23 protein-coding genes are annotated in these 19,147 nt (G+C 49.3%); 20 read left to right on the top strand and 3 right to left on the bottom strand.

The window, feature by feature from the left end:
- Window positions 1-70 precede the first annotated feature (70 nt).
- From pnp to VFT49_03000, 7 genes are all read left to right on the top strand, one after another.
- On the top strand, window positions 71-2,212 hold the full coding sequence (gene pnp, locus VFT49_03030; GenBank protein HEU5005032.1) for a polyribonucleotide nucleotidyltransferase: 2,142 nt from the start codon (window positions 71-73) through the stop codon (window positions 2,210-2,212).
- 9 nt (window positions 2,213-2,221) lie between these two features.
- Window positions 2,222-2,377 (top strand): hypothetical protein, encoded by a 156-nt coding sequence (locus VFT49_03025; protein HEU5005031.1) that lies wholly within the window; start codon window positions 2,222-2,224, stop codon window positions 2,375-2,377.
- Window position 2,378: 1 nt separating this feature from the next.
- On the top strand, window positions 2,379-2,597 hold the full coding sequence (locus VFT49_03020) for a hypothetical protein (protein HEU5005030.1): 219 nt from the start codon (window positions 2,379-2,381) through the stop codon (window positions 2,595-2,597).
- 1 nt (window position 2,598) lies between these two features.
- A complete protein-coding gene (locus tag VFT49_03015; protein ID HEU5005029.1) occupies window positions 2,599-3,165 on the top strand; it encodes a uracil-DNA glycosylase in 567 nt (188 codons plus the stop codon).
- Window positions 3,166-3,208: 43 nt separating this feature from the next.
- Complete coding sequence (locus VFT49_03010) at window positions 3,209-5,296, top strand: ribonuclease J (GenBank protein HEU5005028.1); 2,088 nt, start codon at window positions 3,209-3,211, stop codon at window positions 5,294-5,296.
- Window positions 5,297-5,358: 62 nt separating this feature from the next.
- Window positions 5,359-5,517, top strand: a complete 159-nt coding sequence (locus VFT49_03005) for a hypothetical protein (GenBank protein HEU5005027.1) — start codon at window positions 5,359-5,361, stop codon at window positions 5,515-5,517.
- A 74-nt stretch (window positions 5,518-5,591) separates the two neighbouring features.
- Window positions 5,592-7,829: a DNA translocase FtsK 4TM domain-containing protein gene (locus VFT49_03000; GenBank protein ID HEU5005026.1), complete on the top strand. Its 2,238-nt coding sequence runs from the start codon at window positions 5,592-5,594 to the stop codon at window positions 7,827-7,829.
- 138 nt (window positions 7,830-7,967) lie between these two features.
- Here VFT49_03000 and VFT49_02995 read toward each other — a convergent pair whose 3' ends face one another.
- On the bottom strand, window positions 7,968-8,537 hold the full coding sequence (locus tag VFT49_02995; protein HEU5005025.1) for a hypothetical protein: 570 nt from the start codon (window positions 8,535-8,537) through the stop codon (window positions 7,968-7,970).
- 201 nt (window positions 8,538-8,738) lie between these two features.
- On the opposite strand from VFT49_02995, the gene VFT49_02990 reads away from it, so the two are divergent.
- The 12 genes from VFT49_02990 (at window position 8,739) to VFT49_02935 (ending at window position 16,415) form a co-directional block, all read left to right on the top strand.
- Window positions 8,739-9,788: a hypothetical protein gene (locus VFT49_02990; GenBank protein ID HEU5005024.1), complete on the top strand. Its 1,050-nt coding sequence runs from the start codon at window positions 8,739-8,741 to the stop codon at window positions 9,786-9,788.
- A gap of 245 nt (window positions 9,789-10,033) precedes the next feature.
- Window positions 10,034-10,450, top strand: coding sequence for a 30S ribosomal protein S6 (rpsF, locus tag VFT49_02985; GenBank protein ID HEU5005023.1), 417 nt, complete (start codon window positions 10,034-10,036; stop codon window positions 10,448-10,450).
- Between the two features lie 144 nt (window positions 10,451-10,594).
- Window positions 10,595-11,059: a single-stranded DNA-binding protein gene (ssb, locus tag VFT49_02980; GenBank protein HEU5005022.1), complete on the top strand. Its 465-nt coding sequence runs from the start codon at window positions 10,595-10,597 to the stop codon at window positions 11,057-11,059.
- A gap of 8 nt (window positions 11,060-11,067) precedes the next feature.
- Window positions 11,068-11,340: a hypothetical protein gene (locus VFT49_02975; GenBank protein ID HEU5005021.1), complete on the top strand. Its 273-nt coding sequence runs from the start codon at window positions 11,068-11,070 to the stop codon at window positions 11,338-11,340.
- Between the two features lie 6 nt (window positions 11,341-11,346).
- Window positions 11,347-11,550 (top strand): 30S ribosomal protein S18, encoded by a 204-nt coding sequence (gene rpsR, locus VFT49_02970; protein ID HEU5005020.1) that lies wholly within the window; start codon window positions 11,347-11,349, stop codon window positions 11,548-11,550.
- 110 nt (window positions 11,551-11,660) lie between these two features.
- On the top strand, window positions 11,661-12,017 hold the full coding sequence (locus tag VFT49_02965) for a hypothetical protein (GenBank protein ID HEU5005019.1): 357 nt from the start codon (window positions 11,661-11,663) through the stop codon (window positions 12,015-12,017).
- A 5-nt stretch (window positions 12,018-12,022) separates the two neighbouring features.
- On the top strand, window positions 12,023-12,586 hold the full coding sequence (gene efp, locus VFT49_02960) for an elongation factor P (GenBank protein ID HEU5005018.1): 564 nt from the start codon (window positions 12,023-12,025) through the stop codon (window positions 12,584-12,586).
- Between the two features lie 10 nt (window positions 12,587-12,596).
- Window positions 12,597-13,079 (top strand): 2'-5' RNA ligase family protein, encoded by a 483-nt coding sequence (locus tag VFT49_02955; GenBank protein HEU5005017.1) that lies wholly within the window; start codon window positions 12,597-12,599, stop codon window positions 13,077-13,079.
- Complete coding sequence (locus VFT49_02950) at window positions 13,072-13,575, top strand: 2'-5' RNA ligase family protein (GenBank protein HEU5005016.1); 504 nt, start codon at window positions 13,072-13,074, stop codon at window positions 13,573-13,575. Before VFT49_02955 ends, VFT49_02950 begins: the two co-directional genes overlap by 8 nt.
- The gene (locus tag VFT49_02945) at window positions 13,559-14,284 is read left to right on the top strand and encodes a TlyA family RNA methyltransferase (GenBank protein ID HEU5005015.1); all 726 of its coding nucleotides are present in this window, start codon (window positions 13,559-13,561) and stop codon (window positions 14,282-14,284) included. Before VFT49_02950 ends, VFT49_02945 begins: the two co-directional genes overlap by 17 nt.
- Before the next feature lie 196 nt (window positions 14,285-14,480).
- On the top strand, window positions 14,481-15,302 hold the full coding sequence (locus VFT49_02940) for a hypothetical protein (protein ID HEU5005014.1): 822 nt from the start codon (window positions 14,481-14,483) through the stop codon (window positions 15,300-15,302).
- A 255-nt stretch (window positions 15,303-15,557) separates the two neighbouring features.
- On the top strand, window positions 15,558-16,415 hold the full coding sequence (locus VFT49_02935; GenBank protein ID HEU5005013.1) for a serine hydrolase: 858 nt from the start codon (window positions 15,558-15,560) through the stop codon (window positions 16,413-16,415).
- On the opposite strand, the gene VFT49_02930 is transcribed toward VFT49_02935, so the two are convergent.
- The gene (locus VFT49_02930) at window positions 16,412-17,062 is read right to left on the bottom strand and encodes a Crp/Fnr family transcriptional regulator (protein ID HEU5005012.1); all 651 of its coding nucleotides are present in this window, start codon (window positions 17,060-17,062) and stop codon (window positions 16,412-16,414) included. The genes VFT49_02935 and VFT49_02930 overlap by 4 nt on opposite strands.
- Window positions 17,063-17,294: 232 nt before the next feature.
- Here VFT49_02930 and VFT49_02925 point away from each other — a divergent pair, with 232 nt between their 5' ends.
- The gene (locus VFT49_02925; protein HEU5005011.1) at window positions 17,295-17,882 is read left to right on the top strand and encodes a PH domain-containing protein; all 588 of its coding nucleotides are present in this window, start codon (window positions 17,295-17,297) and stop codon (window positions 17,880-17,882) included.
- A gap of 174 nt (window positions 17,883-18,056) precedes the next feature.
- Here the strand turns inward: VFT49_02925 and ychF are convergent, their stop codons facing one another.
- On the bottom strand, window positions 18,057-19,136 hold the full coding sequence (gene ychF, locus VFT49_02920; GenBank protein HEU5005010.1) for a redox-regulated ATPase YchF: 1,080 nt from the start codon (window positions 19,134-19,136) through the stop codon (window positions 18,057-18,059).
- Between the last annotated feature and the right edge of the window lie 11 nt (window positions 19,137-19,147).

The following is a 19,147-nucleotide window of genomic DNA, read 5'->3' as shown; positions in this document are numbered from 1 at the left end:
GACAGGATCTGCACAAGCAGCCATATATTTGCCCTCTGAACGCGAAGCCAGAAAGGAAACTCTCTAATTTATGGGTGAAATAATCAACCCGTATGGTAAAAAAATAACTAAAGTCAGTACCGATTTTTGCGGTCGTGAACTCAGCCTTGAAGTAAACCGCGTGGGTTTTAGAACTTCCGCCAGTGTACTGGTGACTTATGGCGACACTGTCGTACTTGGCACAGCTATGGTCAGCCCGGAAAAAGTCCAAGGACTGGATTTCTTCCCGCTAAGCATTGATTACGAAGAAAAATTTTATGCCGCTGGCAAAATCAGCGGCAGCCGCTTTATTAAGCGCGAGGGCAGGCCAAGCGACGAAGCCGTTTTGATTGGCCGCCTGATTGACCGCCCAGTCCGTCCGTTGTGGCCGAAAGGCTACCGTCACGAAGTTCAGGGCGTGGCCACCGTACTTTCTATGGATCCGAACTTTCGCCCGGACGTTATTGCCATGATTGCCGTGAGCACCGCCTTTATGCTGACTGGCGCGCCGTTTGACGGCCCGGTAGCCGGTGTACGCGTTGGTTTGAAAGGCGGCAAGCCGCAAGCCTTCTTGTCTAGTGAAGAGCTTGATAACGGCGATCTCGATCTAGTTGTTGCCGGTACCAAGGATGCCATCATGATGGTGGAGGCAGGGGCCCGCGAAGTTAGCGAAGAGCAGATCGTAGAGGCTCTGACTTACGCTCACGCTGCTATCCAGCCAGCTATTGAACTGCAAAACAAACTTTGCCAAGCAGTCGGTGTGCAGCCACAGGAATATGAGCTTCTAAAGCCCGATGAAGAGGTCCAAAAAGCCGTTGATAAGTGGGTCGAAGGCAAATTAGGCCACCCGCTGCGAGCACCTTATCCGGAGCGCAATGAGTTGGTCAACGACCTGCGCGAGCAAATGCGCGAATACTTTGCCGAGAAACTAGGTGAAGAATTTGAGGATCAAAAGAGCGACTACGACGAAGCCTTGCAGATGGCCATTCATAAGGATGTTCGTCAAGGTATCGTAGAAGATGGCATTCGTCCGGATGGCCGTAAGCTTGCCGAAATTCGCCCGTTATCCAGCGAGGTGGGTCTATTGCCCCGAGCTCACGGTTCTAGCATATTTACTCGCGGCATGACGCAGGGTATGAACATTGTTACCTTGGCGCCATTAAGCTACGCTCAGCTGGTAGACACCATGGAAGTAAGCGACGGTGAACGTCGTTACATGCACCACTACAACGCTCCCGGCTATACGGTTGGCGAAGTTCGCCGCCTTGGCAGCCCGGGCCGCCGCGAAATCGGTCACGGTTATTTGGCGGAGCGCGCTCTATCGGCCGTACTGCCAAGCGAAGCCGAATTTCCATATGCTATTCGTTCTGTAACCGAAATTATGAGCCAGAACGGCTCAACATCTATGGCGGCTACCTGTTCGTCTTGCTTGGCTTTGATGGATGCTGGCGTGCCTATTAAAGCGCCAGTTAGCGGCATTGCTATGGGCTTAATGCTCGAAGACGGTAAGGCCTACATTTTGAGCGACATTGCCGATGCCGAAGACTTTGCCGGCGACATGGACTTTAAGGTCACCGGTACTTCAAAGGGCATCACCGCTCTACAGATGGACATGAAGGTTCACGGCTTGCCCGTAGAAGTACTCAAAGACGCCCTAGAGCAGGGCAAGGAAGGCCGAGCTAAAATCTTAGAGCATATGCTTGAGACCCTGCCAGAACCTCGTAAAGAACTGAGCCCGTACGCTCCGCGGGTAGAAACTATGACTATTAACCCGGATAAAATTCGCGAAGTGATCGGCAAGGGCGGTGAAACCATCCAGAAAATAACCGGTGAAACCGGCGCTGAAATCGATATTAAAGACGACGGCACGGTTATGATAGCTAGCCCCGACAAAAAAAGCATTGATGCTGCCCGCCAGTGGATTGAATCCATTACCGCCGAGCCGGAAGTCGGCCATATATACAAAGACGTTCCAGTGGTGAATGTTATGGACTTTGGTGCCTTTGTTCAGATACTGCCGGGTAAAGACGGCTTGGTGCACGTAAGCGAGATTCGCGAAGAGCGCGTCGAAAAACCAAGTGATGTTTTGAAAGAAGGCGATAAAGTTACTGTTAAACTAGTAGCTATAGATGATCGTGGTCGTTTGCAGCTTTCCATGAAGGCCGCTGCCCGCGAGCTAAGCAAAGACAAGTAGGGAGGTAGAATGGGTATTTCAAGGGAAAAGAGTAGCACCGATCCGGCAATTGCCGGATTTGGATTTATTCCAAAAGGTGCGTTGAGGAAAACCGGGGTCCCTGCAAAGTTTACTTTGTGGGGTGATGGTACCGTAGGTTGTCCTCAAAAGCCGGAGGCGCAGTAAAGTGGCACGAAGAGTTAGCCGTCGTTCGCAAAACGAGCTAATAGTTCATAAATTGTGGTTTAACATTGTAGCGGCAATCGTCATCCTGTTAATCGGCTACGGATTCGCTTCCTGGGCAATTAATACCGGCAACCTGCTGCTTTACGCCATTACATTGTTTTGCTTGACCTTGGCCGTTCGGCGAGTGGAGCTCGGTATCCGTTATTCAACAAATCGTTAAAATGTCATCCAAACAGCAAGAGCTAGATAAGATCAAAGCAGAAATCCTGGCCAACAACATTTGTCCGGAACTAGCGGCTACAGCTACTCAGTTGGTGTTTGGCGATGGCAACCCGGATGCCGAGATCGTTTTTATCGGCGAGGCACCGGGCAAGAACGAAGACGAGCAAGGCAAACCTTTCGTAGGCGCCGCTGGCAAGTTCTTAAACGAAATGCTTGAAAGCATAGGATTAGAAAGATCAGACGTGTACATTACCAACATAGTTAAGTACCGGCCACCGAACAATCGGGATCCATTGCCGGAAGAAAAGAAAGCATTTCTGCCTTACTTGCAGGCCCAGCTAGACGCTATCAAGCCCAAGCTGGTGGTCACCCTTGGCCGCCACAGCATGGATAGCCTCTTGCCGGGACTTGTAATAAGCCGCTGTCATGGCCAGCCCAAAAGGTTCAACGGCCAAGTGTATATGCCGCTTTTTCACCCCGCCGCCGCTCTTTATAACGGCGGTATGCGCCAGACGCTGTTAACCGATTTCTCTCGTATCCCACGCGTCCTGGCCGCCATTAATTAAAGAAATTCATTTTAAAAATCTTAAAGAAAAGAAAGGACAACAAATGAATCCAAAAAGTAACAATAAGCCCAAACCGGGCAACCAGCGTTCTGGCAACAACCGCCCGCCACGTAACAATAACGGCGGCGTAACGGCCACTGGCCGCAGTGTTAGCCGCGGTGCCGCGCTGCGCGCCCAAAAGCAAGCCGTACAAGACGCTAACCGCATTGCCAACCAGTATTCTGACGCCAGCAACATGCAGAGCGATCAGCCTAAGCGCCGGGCTAACTTTATCGACGATAGTCCCCGGCTCAAGATTATCGGCCTGGGCGGTTTCGACGCCGGTGGGTCTAAGAATATGCTGGTTATCGAATATCAAAATGACGCCATCGTTATCGACTGTGGCAACGACCTCGGCGTTGATCTGCCGGGCATCAATTACGGTATTGCTGACACCACCTACCTAGACCAAATCAAATCCAAGTTGCGCGGTTTCGTGATCAGCCACGGCCACCTAGATCATATGGGCGGTATGCCGCACATTTTGCCAAAATACCCGGGCGTACCGGTTTACGGCAGCCGTTTTACCATTGGCCGAGTTGAGGAAATCTTCCAGAACTTTGGCTTGCCGATGCCAGAAGGCTTTGAACTTAAAACCGTTGCCATGAACGAAGACACTCACGAGCGCCTAAAACTCGGTGAATTTTATATCGAGCTGGTGCGTGTCACGCACTCTATCCCAGGCAGTACCATGATTGTGGTCGATACGCCGGTTGGCCGTTTGGTGAACACCGGCGACTTCCGCCTAGACCCAAATCCGCTTGATCACGAGCGCACTGACACCGAACGCCTGCAAGAACTGGCCCGTGAGGGCGTGTTGGTCTTGATGAGCGAATCAACCACCACCGAACGCCCCGGCCGCACGCCGAGTGAATCAACTATCGAACAGAGCTTCGTAGATATTATGGAACAAGCGCCGGGCCGCATCTTTGTGGCTATCTTCTCGACCAACGTCAACCGTATTCAGATGATTGTTAACGCCGCAGTGAAGCATAATCGCAAGATCGCGCTTGATGGTCGCAGTATGATTTCTACGCTAGAAATGGCGGTGCGCAATGGTTTCATGAAGATTCCAAAAGGCACTTTTGTGCCGATTGCCAGTGTGCCGAACCTCAAAGACAACGAAGTTGTCGTAGTTTGTACTGGCGGGCAGGGCGAGCCCAACTCAGCCTTGAACCGCATGAGCTTGGGCGAACACAAGTATGTCAGCCTGAAAGAACAAGACACGGTTGTGCTGTCTAGCACGCCAATTCCAGAATCTGGTAACGATGCCTTAATTGGCGTTATGGTCGATGATTTAATGCGCAAAGGCGTGCATGTCTTTGAGCACCGTAATCACGACATCGACCACATTGGTCCGCTGCATGTTTCTGGTCACTCTAGTCAAGAAGAATACGGCGACATTATCGAGATGCTAAAGCCCAAGTTCTTTATTCCGATCTGGGGACCATATCGCTCTAAGAAGCGTCACATCGATATTGCCGTAGAGCGTGGTATGCAAAGAGCCAACTGCGTAAATGCCGAAAACGGCGATGTTATTTGCATAACTCGCGACAAAATGGAAATCGACGGCCAGGTGCCCCGCGGCACTGTGTTGGTCGATCAAACCGGCTCAATTGTCTCTAGCGTGGTAGTAAAAGACCGCGTGCTTCTAAGCGAAGAAGGTTTGGTAGCCGTGGTTCTAACGATAGATAAAAAGACCGGCGCATTGCTGACTAGCCCAGACATCATCAGTCGCGGCTTCATTTACATGAAGGACTCTGAGGAGCTGATGAACGCTTTTAGAGCCGAGCTAAGAAGGGCAGTGCAGCAACGCTATAAACGCGTTGATCTAGATCGCTTTAAGGCTGAGCTCAAAGATTACGTTACCCATTTCTTGTACGAGCAAACTCAACGTAGCCCAATTGTAATTCCGGTGGTCAACGTCATAGGTGGCCGATCAGAAAAGGTCAATAACGACATGCACAAGCCAGGTAACGACAATGCTGAACCTCAGCGCGAGAAGACGCCGGAAGAGATTGCATTAGAGCAACAGCGCCGATTTGCAGCTATGCGCCAACGCTTGCTCAACCAAGACGCCCGCGTCGATTAAAGAGCTATCGTCGCTTCTGTCGCAGGGTTGAAGTATAATCTTCGGCAGAAGAGGAGTGCTTTATGGGTCGACAGATAATTTTACGCGGCGAAGGCGTAGATAATACACCCGAGGAAGAAATGCCCGAGTTTCTTCGTAATTTGGGTTGCACCGCGGGTTCTGATGTCGAGATAATCGTCGTGGAGACTGAGGACGATTCTGACAGATCATTGACAGAATAAGCGTAAACATGTTATAATTACAACAACGTTAGGATCTATAATCCCCTAACGCTTAAGGGTATAATGGTTTAAAGATGGCTAAAAAATCAAAACGCGGTCGGCCCAAAGGTAGTGGCGCCAAAAAGAAAGCAGAGAAGAAGAACTCTGGTTTTTGGCGCGGCGTTGGTGCTGTTGCCTTAATAGTTGCTGCTATTGTGCTAGCCTTTGGGGCTTTTGTCAGTGCTCCGTTACCGCATAGCTTATGGCACGGGGCCTGGTGGGCCTTTGGCATCGCCGCTATTATTTTGCCCTTGGCTTTGCTTTATCTTGGATCACTGAAGTTTTTGAGCGAAGACCAGCGCATACCCCTGCCTAACATGGTGGGTACAATAGCGCTGTTGGTTTTTACAGCTAGTTTTTTCAACACCTTATTTATTAGTCATGCAGCCCTTAATGCCCCTGATCCCAGCGCTTGGGTCGGCGGTCACGGTGGCCAGGTGGGACAAGCTGTTGGCGAATCTCTAGCCGGAGCGCTTGGCAAGTTCTTGGCAAGTCTGGTGTTCTTTATTTTGAGTATTTTTGCCGTGTTCTTTACGTTTTCTATCGAACCAAAAGCAATTCTTAAGCTGGCCGAACTATTTAAGCGTGAACCTAAAGAAGCCGAAGAAGATCTGGCTCAGCTCAAGAAGAAAATGGAACCGAGCTTCGAGCTTCATGAAGGAGTGCCGGTTGAGCACCACGCTGCCGTAGCCGGGGCGCCACGTATGTCTTCTTTGCGTAACACCGCCGAAAAGTTGGCGCCAACCCAAGACCACGCTGCTTTAACTACGGCCAGCGACCCTGATTGGAAATTCCCGGGCCTAGAATTGCTTAACTCTAAACAAGACAAAGCCGATGCTGGCGACGTTAAAGGTAACGCCGAGATTATTAAAGAAACCTACGCCAACTTTAACATCGACGTAGAGGTTGAGGGCGCCAATGTGGGCCCGCGCGTTACCCAATACACGCTCAAACCGCCCACAGGCGTTAAGCTGACCCGCATGACAGCCTTAGAGAATAACCTGGCGTTGGATCTAGCGGCTACTAGCATTCGAATGGAAGCACCAATCCCGGGTAAAAGGGCAGTGGGTATTGAGGTGCCGAACGTCAAGGCGGCTACCGTTACCTTGCACGGCCTGCTTTCTAGCAGTGAATGGCATGGCTCCAAGGGGTCTTTAAGTTTTGTAATTGGCAAAGACATTACCGGCCTGCCGGTCGTTGGCGACCTGGAACGTATGCCGCACCTTCTTATTGCCGGCCAGACTGGCTCGGGTAAGTCTGTTATGATCAATGCGCTTCTAACCAGTTTGCTGTACCGCAACTCGCCGTCTGATATGAAACTAATCTTGGTTGACCCTAAACAGGTAGAAATGGCGCCTTACCGGGATATTCCACATCTGCTGGCACCTGTGATTACCGAGCCAGAGAAATGTATCAGTGCTCTTAAGTGGGCTGTGGCCGAAATGGAGCGCCGACTTAAAGCCTTTTCTGAAGTTGGCAAGCGCAATATCGGCGAGTACAACGACCTCAAAAAAGAGGAAGGCATGCCTTATATAGTGATAGTTATTGATGAGCTGGCTGATCTAATGATGATGGCTGCCCGAGATGTGGAAGCCTTGATTGTGCGTTTGGCGCAAAAAGCCCGTGCTGCCGGAATCCACTTGGTTGTGGCCACCCAGCGCCCGAGTGTGGACGTGATTACCGGTTTGATCAAGGCTAACGTGCCGGCGCGCATCGCCTTTACTACGGTTAGCCAAGTCGATAGCCGGACGATTATCGACCAAGTTGGTGCCGAAAAGCTGCTTGGCCGAGGTGATGCCTTGTTTAACATTCCGGAATTCACTAAACCTAAGCGTGTACAGGGTGCTTTGATTAGCGACTCCGAGACGAGCAAGATTTGTGACTTTTTGCGAGCTCAGCGTCCGCCGCAGTATGACGACGAAGTTATCTCTCAACCAGTGCAGCTCAACGGCAAGGGCAGCGTGGTGGCGAGCATGGACGGCGGCGACGATGACGATATGCTCAAAGACGCCGTGGGCGTTGTAGCCACCGCTGGTAAGGCCAGCACCAGCCTGCTACAGCGCAAACTGCGCATTGGCTATGGCCGGGCTTCGCGCCTGATGGACATCATGGAAGAGCGGGGCATAATTGCTCCAAGCGACGGCACTAACCGACCGCGTGAAGTATTGGTGTCGGGTGCTGATGATGTATTTGGCAGCAGCGAACCAGAGCCTGCCGGTATAGCTCCGGCCGGCGAAGGCGATGTCTATGACGACCTCGACACTGATTCTTGATATTTCGAAATAGAATTATTCATTCTCTTCTACATTCAGGAATCGCTGCGGGGCAAGCATGTCAGACGAATAATAAAGGACTAGGATTTATAAAACAGGGGTGAGACGTGGCCCGGATCGCTTGCGAGCGACCCGGGCTCACGCCACGGTCTTGAACAGGATTTGCCGGAACTCCGCGAATACCTCTTGGATCTTCTCCGGGCTGAAGACCAGCCGGTCACGGACGGTGAAGATCACCGGGTTGGCTACGAAGCCCACGGCGCCGAGGATGTAGCGGGCGTGCATGGTGCCGACGCCAGCCGGATGCATCAACATCCAGGCCAGTGCGGCGTTGAAGGCGAAGAACGCTGCCCACGCGCTGAAATTGCGTTTGCAGCTCTTCTTGATGCCGACATTGCGCTTGCGCCAGATCCAGAGCTTGTTGATGGCGTACGTAACGCTGTCCATCCCCAAGCTGACGCCGACGCTCACGTACCAGCCGTGACCGAGCTGGTGCAGCAGACGGGAGATGACCAAAGTGGCCAGCACCCAGAAGGCGGCACTCTGCAATGCGCTCTTCTGCCACTCCCGGTTGTGAAACATGCGCCACAGCCAGCCGATCAGGTCTTTGCGCGGGCGAAGCCGACTGTCCAGCCAGGTATGCAGCCGTCCGAGCGGACGACGTGCAGGTGTTGCTCGCGACCAGAGAAGGCCGGCGAATTCTGTCATTGCGCTCAAAGCCGAGCCTCCTTCTGTGCCTAGTTGTTTAAGACCGATAGCTCCTCCGCTAAAAAACTCCAGCGACCAGGAACCTAAGCTCACAATACTCCTAAAACAGGTTAGTAACAATTGTAAATTTTATAATTGTCAAATAAGCACGAGCTTAATAGAATTAAGTCGTAGAGGTAAAACAAATATGGTAGAAAGTTCATGTCCGAGCAATTAAAGCTCACCACTGCCATGTCGCCGGCCATAGAGCCGGTTCAATTTGAGCCCATTTTTTCAACTTCACCAGAAGAGCCCCCGCGGGCTCTTTTTAGTGACGATGATAGCTTGATAGTCAGAGAGTTAACACAGGCAGAGATTGATTCAAAACTTTTCCCGGTGGATAGCCTCGGAATGCCTTTGGTTTTGTTTGTGCCAGCTAGCCATAGGACAGAATTTCAAAATGAAATGCTGGTTAAAGATGAAGAAGGTACCAGTCGTGAAGAACAAGGAGAGGATGATAGTCAAGACAGACACCACCTTTACGGCCCCGAAAACGAACTCCGGAAAAAGGGCGACAACTTAAACAAAGCGCTCCGATACTCCAGGGTGCAGCGCGTACCTGTAAAACTGCATAAAAGATTTACTAAAGATTTCGAACGGACGCCGCTCCCAAAGACTAGGATTGCGCGAATAGGCAAACTTCTCCTTATGGCAGCCAGGTACATCGGTCCAGAAGCAGTGGATGTCAGACCGTCTATACCAGTAATAAGGCGGCTCACCTTAGCCGAGCGGCAATATATGTGGGCTCACAACGAAGTCTGGGTAGAAAATGTTAAAAAAGTCCAAGACATAATTATTAACCAAGTGGTTAAACAAAAAATTCCAGACATTCATAAATACCAAGACGAGGTGCTCGATTTCCTTACCTGTACTAATGAGGAAGACAAGATTAAGCTAGGCCGGAGACTGTTCAGAGTCGCGGCCAAAGCCGCAGTAGAACCTATTGAGATTGATTACTTGCGGGCCTGGGACGGCGGCTTATTGCCCCGACAACGGTTAGATCCTCCAAAAAAATCTGAACCGGCAGCTACCGGCAAGCGGAAGAAAAAGAACAATAAAAAACAGGGGATTTCTACGCCAAGAGCATACCCCAAACAAGCTCATATTTTTATAGCTCGCCACGTAGTTCAGGATCCATACAAAGAAAAAGAGGTAATCAAATCTCTTAGCAACGAGCTTGATAAACGCCTAGGGCACAGACTGGCCGTTTAGCAGTTGATTTATAAGGGGTAAAGTGCTACAATTTGCCTACTAAAAACTAATTCAGGTTGGGACAACTTAATTAGGTGCTCAGCCGAAGCCAAGGTTTTAGTTTTGGATGAAATGCTAGGAGCTAGCGAGGAGTGAGCGAAGCGTATAGAAATACGTTGAGCGAACGACTGAGCATAAGCGACAACGCAATTCGCCAAAAGCATCAGCGGAGCTGCTGGCTTTGCTAGCAGACAGGCTGATGCGAACTGAAAGCTTGGAGCCAAAGGAAGGAGTTCGTTATTAACACATACGAAATTGCTGTGCTTTATCATCCTGATCTAGAAATTGATCTAGAAAAGGCCGAGACCCGCATCAAAAAAATCATCACCGACAATGGCGGTAAGATCGAAAAAACCGACAATTGGGGCAAACGTAAGTTAGCCTACCCAATTAAAAAACAAGACTTCGCCGTATACGTTTTTTATACGGTTGAGATGCCGGCCGAGAACGTCGCCCGTGTTGAACAAGTTTTCAACATTACCGACGAGATCATTCGCTTTTTGATCACCAAGCCAGATCTGAAAGCTATCGCCAAAGCCGAAGCCGCCAAAGCCGATAAGGCTAAGAAGGCAGCTGAGCGCGGTTCTAACGATGACGACGATAACGATAACGAAGAAGAGTAGAATAGGGATAAGTAAAGAAAAGGAGGATGTTTAGGCGACAAAGTACAAGGAAAGCCCGAGTAGCGGACTAAGACGTAGGAACTCTACTTCGCAGGAGCAACGGAAGGCTTGACGCCGTAATTTGGAAGCATAAACATGCGAACCATGGCAAGAAGTTTTAATCAAGTAATTCTAATGGGCAACCTAACGCGCGATCCAGAACTGCGTACTACGCCAAATGGCAATAACGTTTGCAGTTTTAGTCTGGCGCTGAACCGCAGCTATAAAAATAGCGATGGCGGCTGGACCGAAGCGACCGATTATATCGACATCGTGGCTTGGGGGCCTTTGGGCGAACGCGTTGCCCAGTATCTGACCAAGGGCCGCCCGGCGTTAGTTAATGGCCGTTTGCAAAGCCGTAGCTGGGAGCAAGATGGTCAAAAACGTAGCAAAGTTGAAGTTGTAGCCCAGGACGTTACATTCTTGGGTGGTCCTGGCGGCAGCGACGGTGGTGGCTCAAGCGCGCCTGCAAGTTCCAGCAAATCAAGCAGCAAAGCTAAGGATGACGAGGAAGTAGTTATCGAGGATATTGGCGATGAGCCGATCAACCTCGACGACATCCCATTTTAAGGAGATTTATGGAAGGAATATTAACGCCCGCCGAAGCTAAAAGCGTGCCTTTATCTCGTAGGCCTATCAAGAGATATGGTCAGGTGCTCAGAGGACTGGCAGAGCTCGAGTCGAGTTCGGGCGTACATATAGCGAGAATAAGAACACTCATGCCTTTTAGCAGAGAAACTCTTGTCCTGGCGGCTAGTGGCGTTGAGAGTGCACTAGAAAACGGACTTACTGAAGTAGATTTACCTACAGAATTTGATATTAAAATAGCCTCAATAGTTAACGGAGAATAATTTTTAATGGCAAAGATTTTTAAACACCGAACTGACGTAGCATTTTTTGACTACAAGGATTTTAAAACCTTGCAGCGCTACATCAACCAGTACGGCCAGATAGAACAGCGCAAAAAGACTGGTCTGACTGAGTCTAAACAACGCCAATTAGCTCGTGCAATAAAGCGCGCTCGGCATATCGCGTTGCTACCATTCGTCGCAACCAACTAAAGCTAAATTATTCGTGGCGAATTACGGCGTCAAAACCTGCGCGTTTCACTCACCGTATGTTAAATACGGCTCATTCCAATGCTCGCTTTTTCCTTGTACTTCATTCACGAATGAATTTACCATGGGAGTATATGGAGAGTAGTCAATCGCTATCGGTTTTGGTCAAGCGCTTGGATAGCGACGTGCGGCAGATTTTGCGTAAGGTTAATTTTGGGGAGTTAAGTTCTAAGAACCGCGAACTTCTTTCGGACCTGCAGCAAGATTTAGTAGATGCTCGGATTTACTCTAATGCCTATGAGCTTAGCGAAACCAGGGAAGATCAGCTCGATAACGCCAAGCGAGCAAAATCTTGGCTTAACAAAGCTAAGAAATGTATTTTGACCGCCAGTGAACACAATATTTTTGAAGCGATCGACGTGGCGCATTTGTCGGCAAACATTGAACAAATAATTGATAAATTGGAGTAGAAATCATGACATTATCTATAACAAATTTGCGTAAGGGCACGGTTTTCCAGCTAGATGGAATACCCTATCGCGTGACTGAATATAGTCAAAAAGTTATGGGCCGAGGCGGCTCAACGGTTAATGTTAAGATCAAAAGCCTGATCGACGGCAAGGTTCTGTCTAAAACCTTTCACGGCAACGACACTGTTGATAGCGCCGAAGTAGAGAACCGACCGGTTCAATACCTATATAATGACGGTGCCATTTTTTTCTTTATGGATAATGACAGTTTTGAGCAATTCGAAGTACCAGCCAGCGACATGGAAGATAAAGCTGGCTTTATGCGTGAAGGCGACCAAGTCACCGCTCAATTATTCGAGGGGCGGGTAATCAATATTGAACTACCAAAGAATTTGCCCTTAAAAGTTACCTACACCGAAAACGCGGTGAAGGGCGATACCTCGAGCGCCATTACCAAAGACGCCACGCTGGAAACCGGCATAACGATCAAAGTGCCGGCATTTATTAAAACCGGCGACTTAATCAGCGTAAATACTGAAACCGGCGAATACCGCGAGAGGGTAAAATAGGAAACTTAAAATGTCGGCGCCACTCGAGCATACTCTGGTTGCCGTGACGTTTGAGCGCTACTTCAGTGGCGAGACTTTCGACAAGGTGCCTCCACACATAACAATTTTGCCGTGGTTTGATGCTCGTGGCAGGATGTGCGTTATTGATGAAGTAGTAAAAGAAACCGAGCCTTTTAGCATAGTTCGAGACGGCCCGATGACTGTAGGGGGTCAAGGTCATGAAAAAAAGGCGGTGAGTGTTAAATCACCGGCCTTGATCAAGCTCCACGAAGAATTATTCAAAAGGCTAGTGGAAAATGGTGTAGAATTTTCTCACCCGCTGTGGCTGGGCAGTCAGTATACTCCACACTATCGAAAGCTTGAGGATCGGGACCCGTTTGACGAGCATCCAGAGATGGTAATAAATGAGATTGCTATCTTTGACAATATTGCTGTTCGAGGCTTATCCAAGGGCAAAAAGATAGTCACGTATTTGAGGATGGGTGATGCCTAAGCGCAACGAGCATCTTGTGGTTATTTTGTTAGAACCTGCCAGATTTAATGTAGAATTCGAAGTTTGGCCGCAGCACATAACAATCGTACCCTGGTTCCCGTGCGACGATGAAGATCGTCTTGATAAGATCCTTCAGGCCGTTGCGGTTCGCCACAAAAGTTTTGAAGTAACGGCCGGCAAAACCGAAGACTGGGGCAGAGAAGACAGGCTCCAAGTCATAACCGTCAATGATTACCTGGAGCAACTTAAAAAACTACATCTGGATATCTTTGAAAGCTTAGAAAACAACGGTTTCCCAATTCATCAAAAAGATTTTTTGGGCGAAAAGTATCGACCGCACGTTACCTTACGTAATAATCTTCAGAAAAATGAGCGGCAAATATGGGAAGGGCAATCTATTAAGGTAGTAGAATTTTCGTTAATAAGCCAGGTGAGGTTAAAAAGATCAGGCCGCATGATTAAGAGGGTAAAGAAAAATTATGAACTCGCGCAGTAGATTAGACAAAGAATTAGTAGCTCGCGGTTTAGTTACTAGCCGTTCGCAGGCTGAAAGCTACATTAAGCTCGGCAAGGTAAAAGTTAACGATCAAATCCAAGATAAAGCCGGGCTTTTAGTTGGCCAAAAAGACAGAATAAAACTGATCGCAGAGGAACAATATGTCAGCCGGGCAGGTTTGAAGCTGGCTAGCGTGGCTCAAAAATTAAATATAGATTTTAAAGACAAAGTTGTTCTGGATGTGGGTAGCAGCACCGGCGGATTCACGGATTATGCGCTCAAACACGGGGCAAAAAAAGTTATCGCCGTAGACGTTGGCACCGACCAACTACACCCGAGTTTAAGAAGTGACGAACGAATAGAGCTACACGAAAAAACTGATATTCGTGACCTTAAATCGCTGAGCAGCCCGGTGGATATTGCGGTAATAGACGTGAGTTTTATTTCTTTGCGTGACATTTTGCCAGCAGTTGCCAAGCTGGCTAACAAAAATACTCAAATTGTGGCCATGGTAAAGCCGCAGTTCGAAGCCGGCGCTAACCAAGTAAATAAAGGTGTAATTAAAAACGATAAAATCCGGCGGCAAATTCTAAAAGATTTTGAGAGTTGGAGCCGAAAGTATTTTGCAACTGTCGATAAAGCCGACAGCGAAGTTGCAGGTGCTAAAGGCAACTTAGAGCGATTTTATTTACTAAAAACATTCAAATAAAAATATTCAAGTCTTGAAATAACAGATATAAAACGATACCCTAACAGTGGCGGTTGTTAGACCGATGCGACGAATAATATTTATCATGGAGCGGGTAAACCTCCCGCGCAAACTTGATAAGTTCGCATCTTAAGCCTAGCCGTTAGGGAATTTAGAGTTGTTTTGCTAAAAGACATTTCTAAATTCTCTAGCGACAATGATGGCTTACAAACTAGTAACCAGAACAAAGCGTGGGCTAGTTTTTCATAGCCTCGAGAACCTGAAAAATCGACCGAAGGGAGACGACGTGGTTCGTCGGTTCATTCTGATCTTGGCTGCGGCTATTGCCGCGGCAGCGCTCGCTGCCTTCACCTCGGTGGAGCAAGCGGATGCCCAGAGTTCCGTGGCCGCGGCGGCGGTCCACCATTGCAGCCAGGTCAAGGCTGCCTCTAGCCATAGGGACAAGAGCCTGCGGGTTCTTAGCTCCGCTAAGCTCAGCAAGGCTCGGCGCATGTGCGCTGAGGTGCGTCGTCGAGTGGGCACTGTCCACTACTGGAACAACCCTCAGCGTCGCTGGACGCTGTACCGGCACTACCAGCGCTACACCTGCTGGGATCTGCGTCGCAAGCATCTGCTCGAGGGCCCGGAAGGGCTCTGCGCAGTTGCCCGCGGTGCGGTGCGAGTAAGCACGGAGCGACTGGTCAAGCTGGACAAGCAGATCAAGCCGCTCCTGCCACAACCGAAGATCAAGCACGATTGGCTGTATCACGGCTTCGTTTGCATCCACGGCTTCGAAGGAGCATGGAACGCAAACACCGGCAACGGTTACTACGGCGGTCTGCAGATGGATCTGCCGTTCCAGAACCGTTACGGAGCTGACTTCATGGCGCGATGGGGTACGGCCAACAACTGGCCGGCCTGGGCGCAGATGATCGCCGCTTCGCGAGCCTACTACTCGGGCAGAGGGTTTGACCCTTGGCCCAACACGGCTCGTGCCTGCGGCTACTCGACAGCGCCAATTTCGTCTCGATCGGTGTAGACGGTGGCGCCCCACAACCGGGGCGCCACCTCCACCACCTAGTTGTTTAATAACCGCCAATTTAACCATAAGAGTATTGATTTTTATTTTGCGCTAGTCTATCTTAAAACTAGACGTACCTTTAGAGACAAAAACAATTTAAAACAAAACAAAGTGAAAAAATTAGCCCCGGCTAGGTGGAGTAGTCCATCTTATAGTTATAGCTTACGGCGGGGTATAGTCCGTCGGCGCTCCATACCGGTCATCTTATATTTAATGGCCGTTAGTATTCCTATGGCCGCCGCAGTATTTTTTGCCCACTTGCAGGTGAGAACCGATGCTCACGGATCTAAAGCGGGTTTGGCCGCAAGCGCGCAGGTCAAAACACCGGCTATTCAATCGAAAATCGATACCTCGCCGGTAGTCTCTGTTAACGACCAAGACAACAAGCTGCAAAACATCATTAATCAATTCGTTGATTCGCATCCGGGCCACAAGTGGTCGGTGCAAGTTCAGGGTCTGGGCGATGATGAGCGTACTGCTAGCTACAGTTCAACGCATAGTTATCGTTCGGCTAGCATGTTCAAATTGCTTTTGATGTACCCGTTAATCCAGAAAACACCCATGAGCCAATGGTCGTCGACTGATGTTCAGGTCAACGGCCAAAGCCGAACATTGAGCGACTGCGTGAGCGCTATGCTCAAGGTATCGGACAATCCTTGCGGCGCTGCTGTTGGCGATTATGTGGGCTGGGAAGATGCCGACGTGCAGTTAAATTCAATCGGTCTACAAAACACAGATTTAAATAACCCTCAGGGTCCAACTACCTCTGCGGCCGACATTAGCTATTATCTTCAGGGTTTGTATAACGGCAAGTGGTTTGATGGCGCCACCAGGAGTTTTATTATTAATATTTTGCAGCAGCAGGTTCTTAGGAGTGGCATTCCGACCGGTTGCGGCAGTCAGTGTAAGGTAGCCGACAAAACTGGCGACCTAGGCTATGTACGCCACGACGCGGGCATTGTGCGTTATCCTGGCGGGCAATATGTGCTGTCGATTTTTACCGACGGAGCCAGTTACTCTCAAATCGCGCAATTAGCCGGTCAGCTTCAAACCGCAATGCTTAGCCACTAGCCCAAATAGGCTTCCAAGGCCGCCTTGTCTTTGAGTGTGATGTAAAACTGCTTACTGCCGACCAAGCCTTTGCGCTCGAGTATTGATAGCTGTCGGCTAGCAGTTTCCCGCGTAGAGTTGATGGAGCTAGCTATGTCTTGATGGCGAAGTGGCACATTGATCCTGACGCCGTCAGAGACCTCGCTGCCAAAGCGTGCCGCCATAGTCAGCAGGAATGAAATTAGGCGCTCGCGAACTGTTCGATATTCAAGATTTAAAATTCGTTCCGAGTGAATCCTATACATTTCGGTAACCATATCCAGGATCGGAGGCAGGGCGCTAGGGTGGCTGCGCAGAAAGTCTAAATATGTCTGTTGATCGAGCCGCCTTATAACGCTTTGGGTCATGGCCTGATAAATAATGTCGCGCTCCTGGCCGGTAATAGCCCAAATCAGCGGAAAAATCTCGTGGCTTTTGCGAATAATAAGCAGATTTTCTTCGCCGTACTTACTAATGTTATAGGCCTTCACTAGGCCGCTTTCGATAAAAAAGACATTGCTTGGTGATTCGCCCGGACGGATGATAAATTCACCTTTTTTATAAACGAGTTTAGTCCCACCCTGAAACAGGTTAACGAGTGCTGCGAACTGTCTTTTAGTCGCTAGCATACCTTTATTGTGGCACAATAACTCCTTATGTTGAAATTTTCGTGATAAAAATCATAATTCTCAAGTGCTTAAAATTACTGAGAAGGCGTTAATAAACAGGCATCATATAGTTACTTAAGTCGAGGAGGCGGATATGGTGCACGCGAGTATTATAGAGGCCCGGTTATCCAAACTGGGAGTGAGAATTTCTCGTTGGTTTCGAGCAGAAATAAAAGAACTTCAAAATATATTAATGGACGGTGAGGAAATTATAAGCGTAGTTCCTGGTAGATACTTTGGCGGCTACGCTATTTTAATCGCTACTGACCAGCGCCTGCTTTTGATCGATAAAAAGACCTTCTTTATGAACCTAGAAGATATCCGCTACGACATGATCAGTGAGGTGGACTATAGTAGCCGCATGTTCGACGCAACCATTACGATCTTTACCCTTAACAAGCAGCACAAATTTACCAGCACAAAATATAAGAGACATCTGCGCCAACTGACTGGCTTTGTGCAGCGACAGGTGATGGCCATCAGGCAGTCGTACCAGCAGCCAAACCCGGCAAGTATTGTCAGCGCTGGCCAAAATCAGCCGCCCTCTACCACTCAAATGCCTGCTGATCAGGCAACGGCTACAGCCGATAACTCGCATCCGTCATTGCACCAGCATCACTTGCACCGGCCGGCCTTCTTGCGATCGCCACACACCCCTAAACTGGTGGGCGCCACTGCGATGTTGGCAGCCCGGCGGGCACCGACGCCGTATACCATGGGTTCGCTCAGTACGCATAACGCGTCTGGTTTTGGCAGTAGCAACTTAGTACACGATTTTTAGAAAGCTTAAAAACCGTACTCCAAAAGAGTCTCTAAAACGGGACTCTTTTTATACGTTAAAACGGAATTCAACTACGTCATTTGGCTGCATAACGCTGAATAAGACACCCCTCCAGGGTTTCTTATCGCGCCGGGCAAATTGTGTGAAATTTGCTCGGGCTATCTTCCCGAGAAACTATACATTAAAACGGAATTCAACTACATCGTTAGGCTGCATAACGTAATTTTTGCCTTCGGTTCGTAGTTTGCCGGCTGCTCGCGCCGCTGTTTCTGATCCGGCAGCCATCAAGTCGTTATAATCGATTACTTGGGCGGCAATAAACCCTCTTTCGAAATCGCTATGGATAACGCCGGCTGCTTGAGGAGCTGTGGCGCCAACTGGCACGGTCCAGGCGCGAACTTCTTTCTCGCCGGCTGTTAGGTAGCTTTGCAAGCCTAATGCCTGATAGGCGGCGTGGATAAGCAAGTTCAAGCCGCTTTCATCTTGTCCGTAGCTGGCCAAAAGTTCGGCCTGGTCGCTGGTATCTAAACCCCGGAGTTCGCTTTCTAGTTTGGCACTAACAAACACGGTCGGACAGGGAGCGACTATTGCCCTTAAATTTTCTTTAAGCTTTTGATCATTCAACTGCTGTTCGTCCAAATTATAAACAATGATAAAAGGCTTAGCAGAAAGAAGCTGCAGGTCGGCAATAGCCTCTAACTCTTCTTTGTCTAAAAATGACCCGGCAAGCTTGCCCTCGCTAAGGCCCGCCTTGAGCTTTTCTAATGTGGCGACCAAAGGCCTAAGCTTAAGATCAGCGCGGGCTTCTTTTTCGAGTTTAGGCAGGCGTCGCTCCACGGTTTGTAGATCGGCTAGAATTAACTCGGTATTAACTACTTCAATATCACGCTTGGGGTCGGCCTGGCCGGCTACGTGCTGAATATTTGGGTCATCGAAAGCTCTGACTACTTGGCAAATAGCATTACAGCTTCTGATATGGCTCAAGAACTGGTTGCCCAAACCTTCGCCTTGACTAGCCCCAGCCACTAGACCAGCGATGTCGGTAAATGTAACAGTAGCCGGAGCAATTTTTTGAGAGTGGTAAAGTTTAGCCAGCTTCTCTAGCCTTGAGTCAGGGATTGGAACAATCCCTGTGTTCGGTTCGATTGTGGCGAATGGATAATTAGCTGCCAGCGCCTCGGCGTCGGTTAGTGCGTTAAAAAGAGTGGACTTGCCGACGTTAGGCAGGCCTACAATCCCAATAGATAAAGCCATATCAGCTATTT

The sequence above is a fragment of the Candidatus Saccharimonadales bacterium genome, from assembly GCA_035758565.1.
Lineage (GTDB): Bacteria > Patescibacteriota > Saccharimonadia > Saccharimonadales > UBA10212 > DASTXL01.
The sequence above is the reverse complement of the archived record's forward strand: the minus strand, read 5'-3'. Positions and strand labels throughout refer to the sequence as shown.

Excerpts from the sequence above, each read along its gene's own strand:
- pnp (HEU5005032.1), top strand. The coding sequence starts at position 71 with ATGGGTGAAATAATCAACCCGTATGGTAAAAAAATAACTAAAGTCAGT.
- VFT49_03025 (HEU5005031.1), top strand. The coding sequence starts at position 2,222 with ATGGGTATTTCAAGGGAAAAGAGTAGCACCGATCCGGCAATTGCCGGA.
- VFT49_03015 (HEU5005029.1), top strand. The coding sequence starts at position 2,599 with ATGTCATCCAAACAGCAAGAGCTAGATAAGATCAAAGCAGAAATCCTG.
- VFT49_03010 (HEU5005028.1), top strand. The coding sequence starts at position 3,209 with ATGAATCCAAAAAGTAACAATAAGCCCAAACCGGGCAACCAGCGTTCT.
- VFT49_03005 (HEU5005027.1), top strand. The coding sequence starts at position 5,359 with ATGGGTCGACAGATAATTTTACGCGGCGAAGGCGTAGATAATACACCC.
- VFT49_03000 (HEU5005026.1), top strand. The coding sequence starts at position 5,592 with ATGGCTAAAAAATCAAAACGCGGTCGGCCCAAAGGTAGTGGCGCCAAA.
- VFT49_02995 (HEU5005025.1), bottom strand. The coding sequence starts at position 8,537 with ATGACAGAATTCGCCGGCCTTCTCTGGTCGCGAGCAACACCTGCACGT.
- VFT49_02990 (HEU5005024.1), top strand. The coding sequence starts at position 8,739 with ATGTCCGAGCAATTAAAGCTCACCACTGCCATGTCGCCGGCCATAGAG.
- ssb (HEU5005022.1), top strand. The coding sequence starts at position 10,595 with ATGGCAAGAAGTTTTAATCAAGTAATTCTAATGGGCAACCTAACGCGC.
- VFT49_02975 (HEU5005021.1), top strand. The coding sequence starts at position 11,068 with ATGGAAGGAATATTAACGCCCGCCGAAGCTAAAAGCGTGCCTTTATCT.
- rpsR (HEU5005020.1), top strand. The coding sequence starts at position 11,347 with ATGGCAAAGATTTTTAAACACCGAACTGACGTAGCATTTTTTGACTAC.
- VFT49_02965 (HEU5005019.1), top strand. The coding sequence starts at position 11,661 with ATGAATTTACCATGGGAGTATATGGAGAGTAGTCAATCGCTATCGGTT.
- efp (HEU5005018.1), top strand. The coding sequence starts at position 12,023 with ATGACATTATCTATAACAAATTTGCGTAAGGGCACGGTTTTCCAGCTA.
- VFT49_02955 (HEU5005017.1), top strand. The coding sequence starts at position 12,597 with ATGTCGGCGCCACTCGAGCATACTCTGGTTGCCGTGACGTTTGAGCGC.
- VFT49_02950 (HEU5005016.1), top strand. The coding sequence starts at position 13,072 with ATGCCTAAGCGCAACGAGCATCTTGTGGTTATTTTGTTAGAACCTGCC.
- VFT49_02945 (HEU5005015.1), top strand. The coding sequence starts at position 13,559 with ATGAACTCGCGCAGTAGATTAGACAAAGAATTAGTAGCTCGCGGTTTA.
- VFT49_02940 (HEU5005014.1), top strand. The coding sequence starts at position 14,481 with ATGATGGCTTACAAACTAGTAACCAGAACAAAGCGTGGGCTAGTTTTT.
- VFT49_02935 (HEU5005013.1), top strand. The coding sequence starts at position 15,558 with ATGGCCGTTAGTATTCCTATGGCCGCCGCAGTATTTTTTGCCCACTTG.
- VFT49_02930 (HEU5005012.1), bottom strand. The coding sequence starts at position 17,062 with ATGCTAGCGACTAAAAGACAGTTCGCAGCACTCGTTAACCTGTTTCAG.
- VFT49_02925 (HEU5005011.1), top strand. The coding sequence starts at position 17,295 with ATGGACGGTGAGGAAATTATAAGCGTAGTTCCTGGTAGATACTTTGGC.
- ychF (HEU5005010.1), bottom strand. The coding sequence starts at position 19,136 with ATGGCTTTATCTATTGGGATTGTAGGCCTGCCTAACGTCGGCAAGTCC.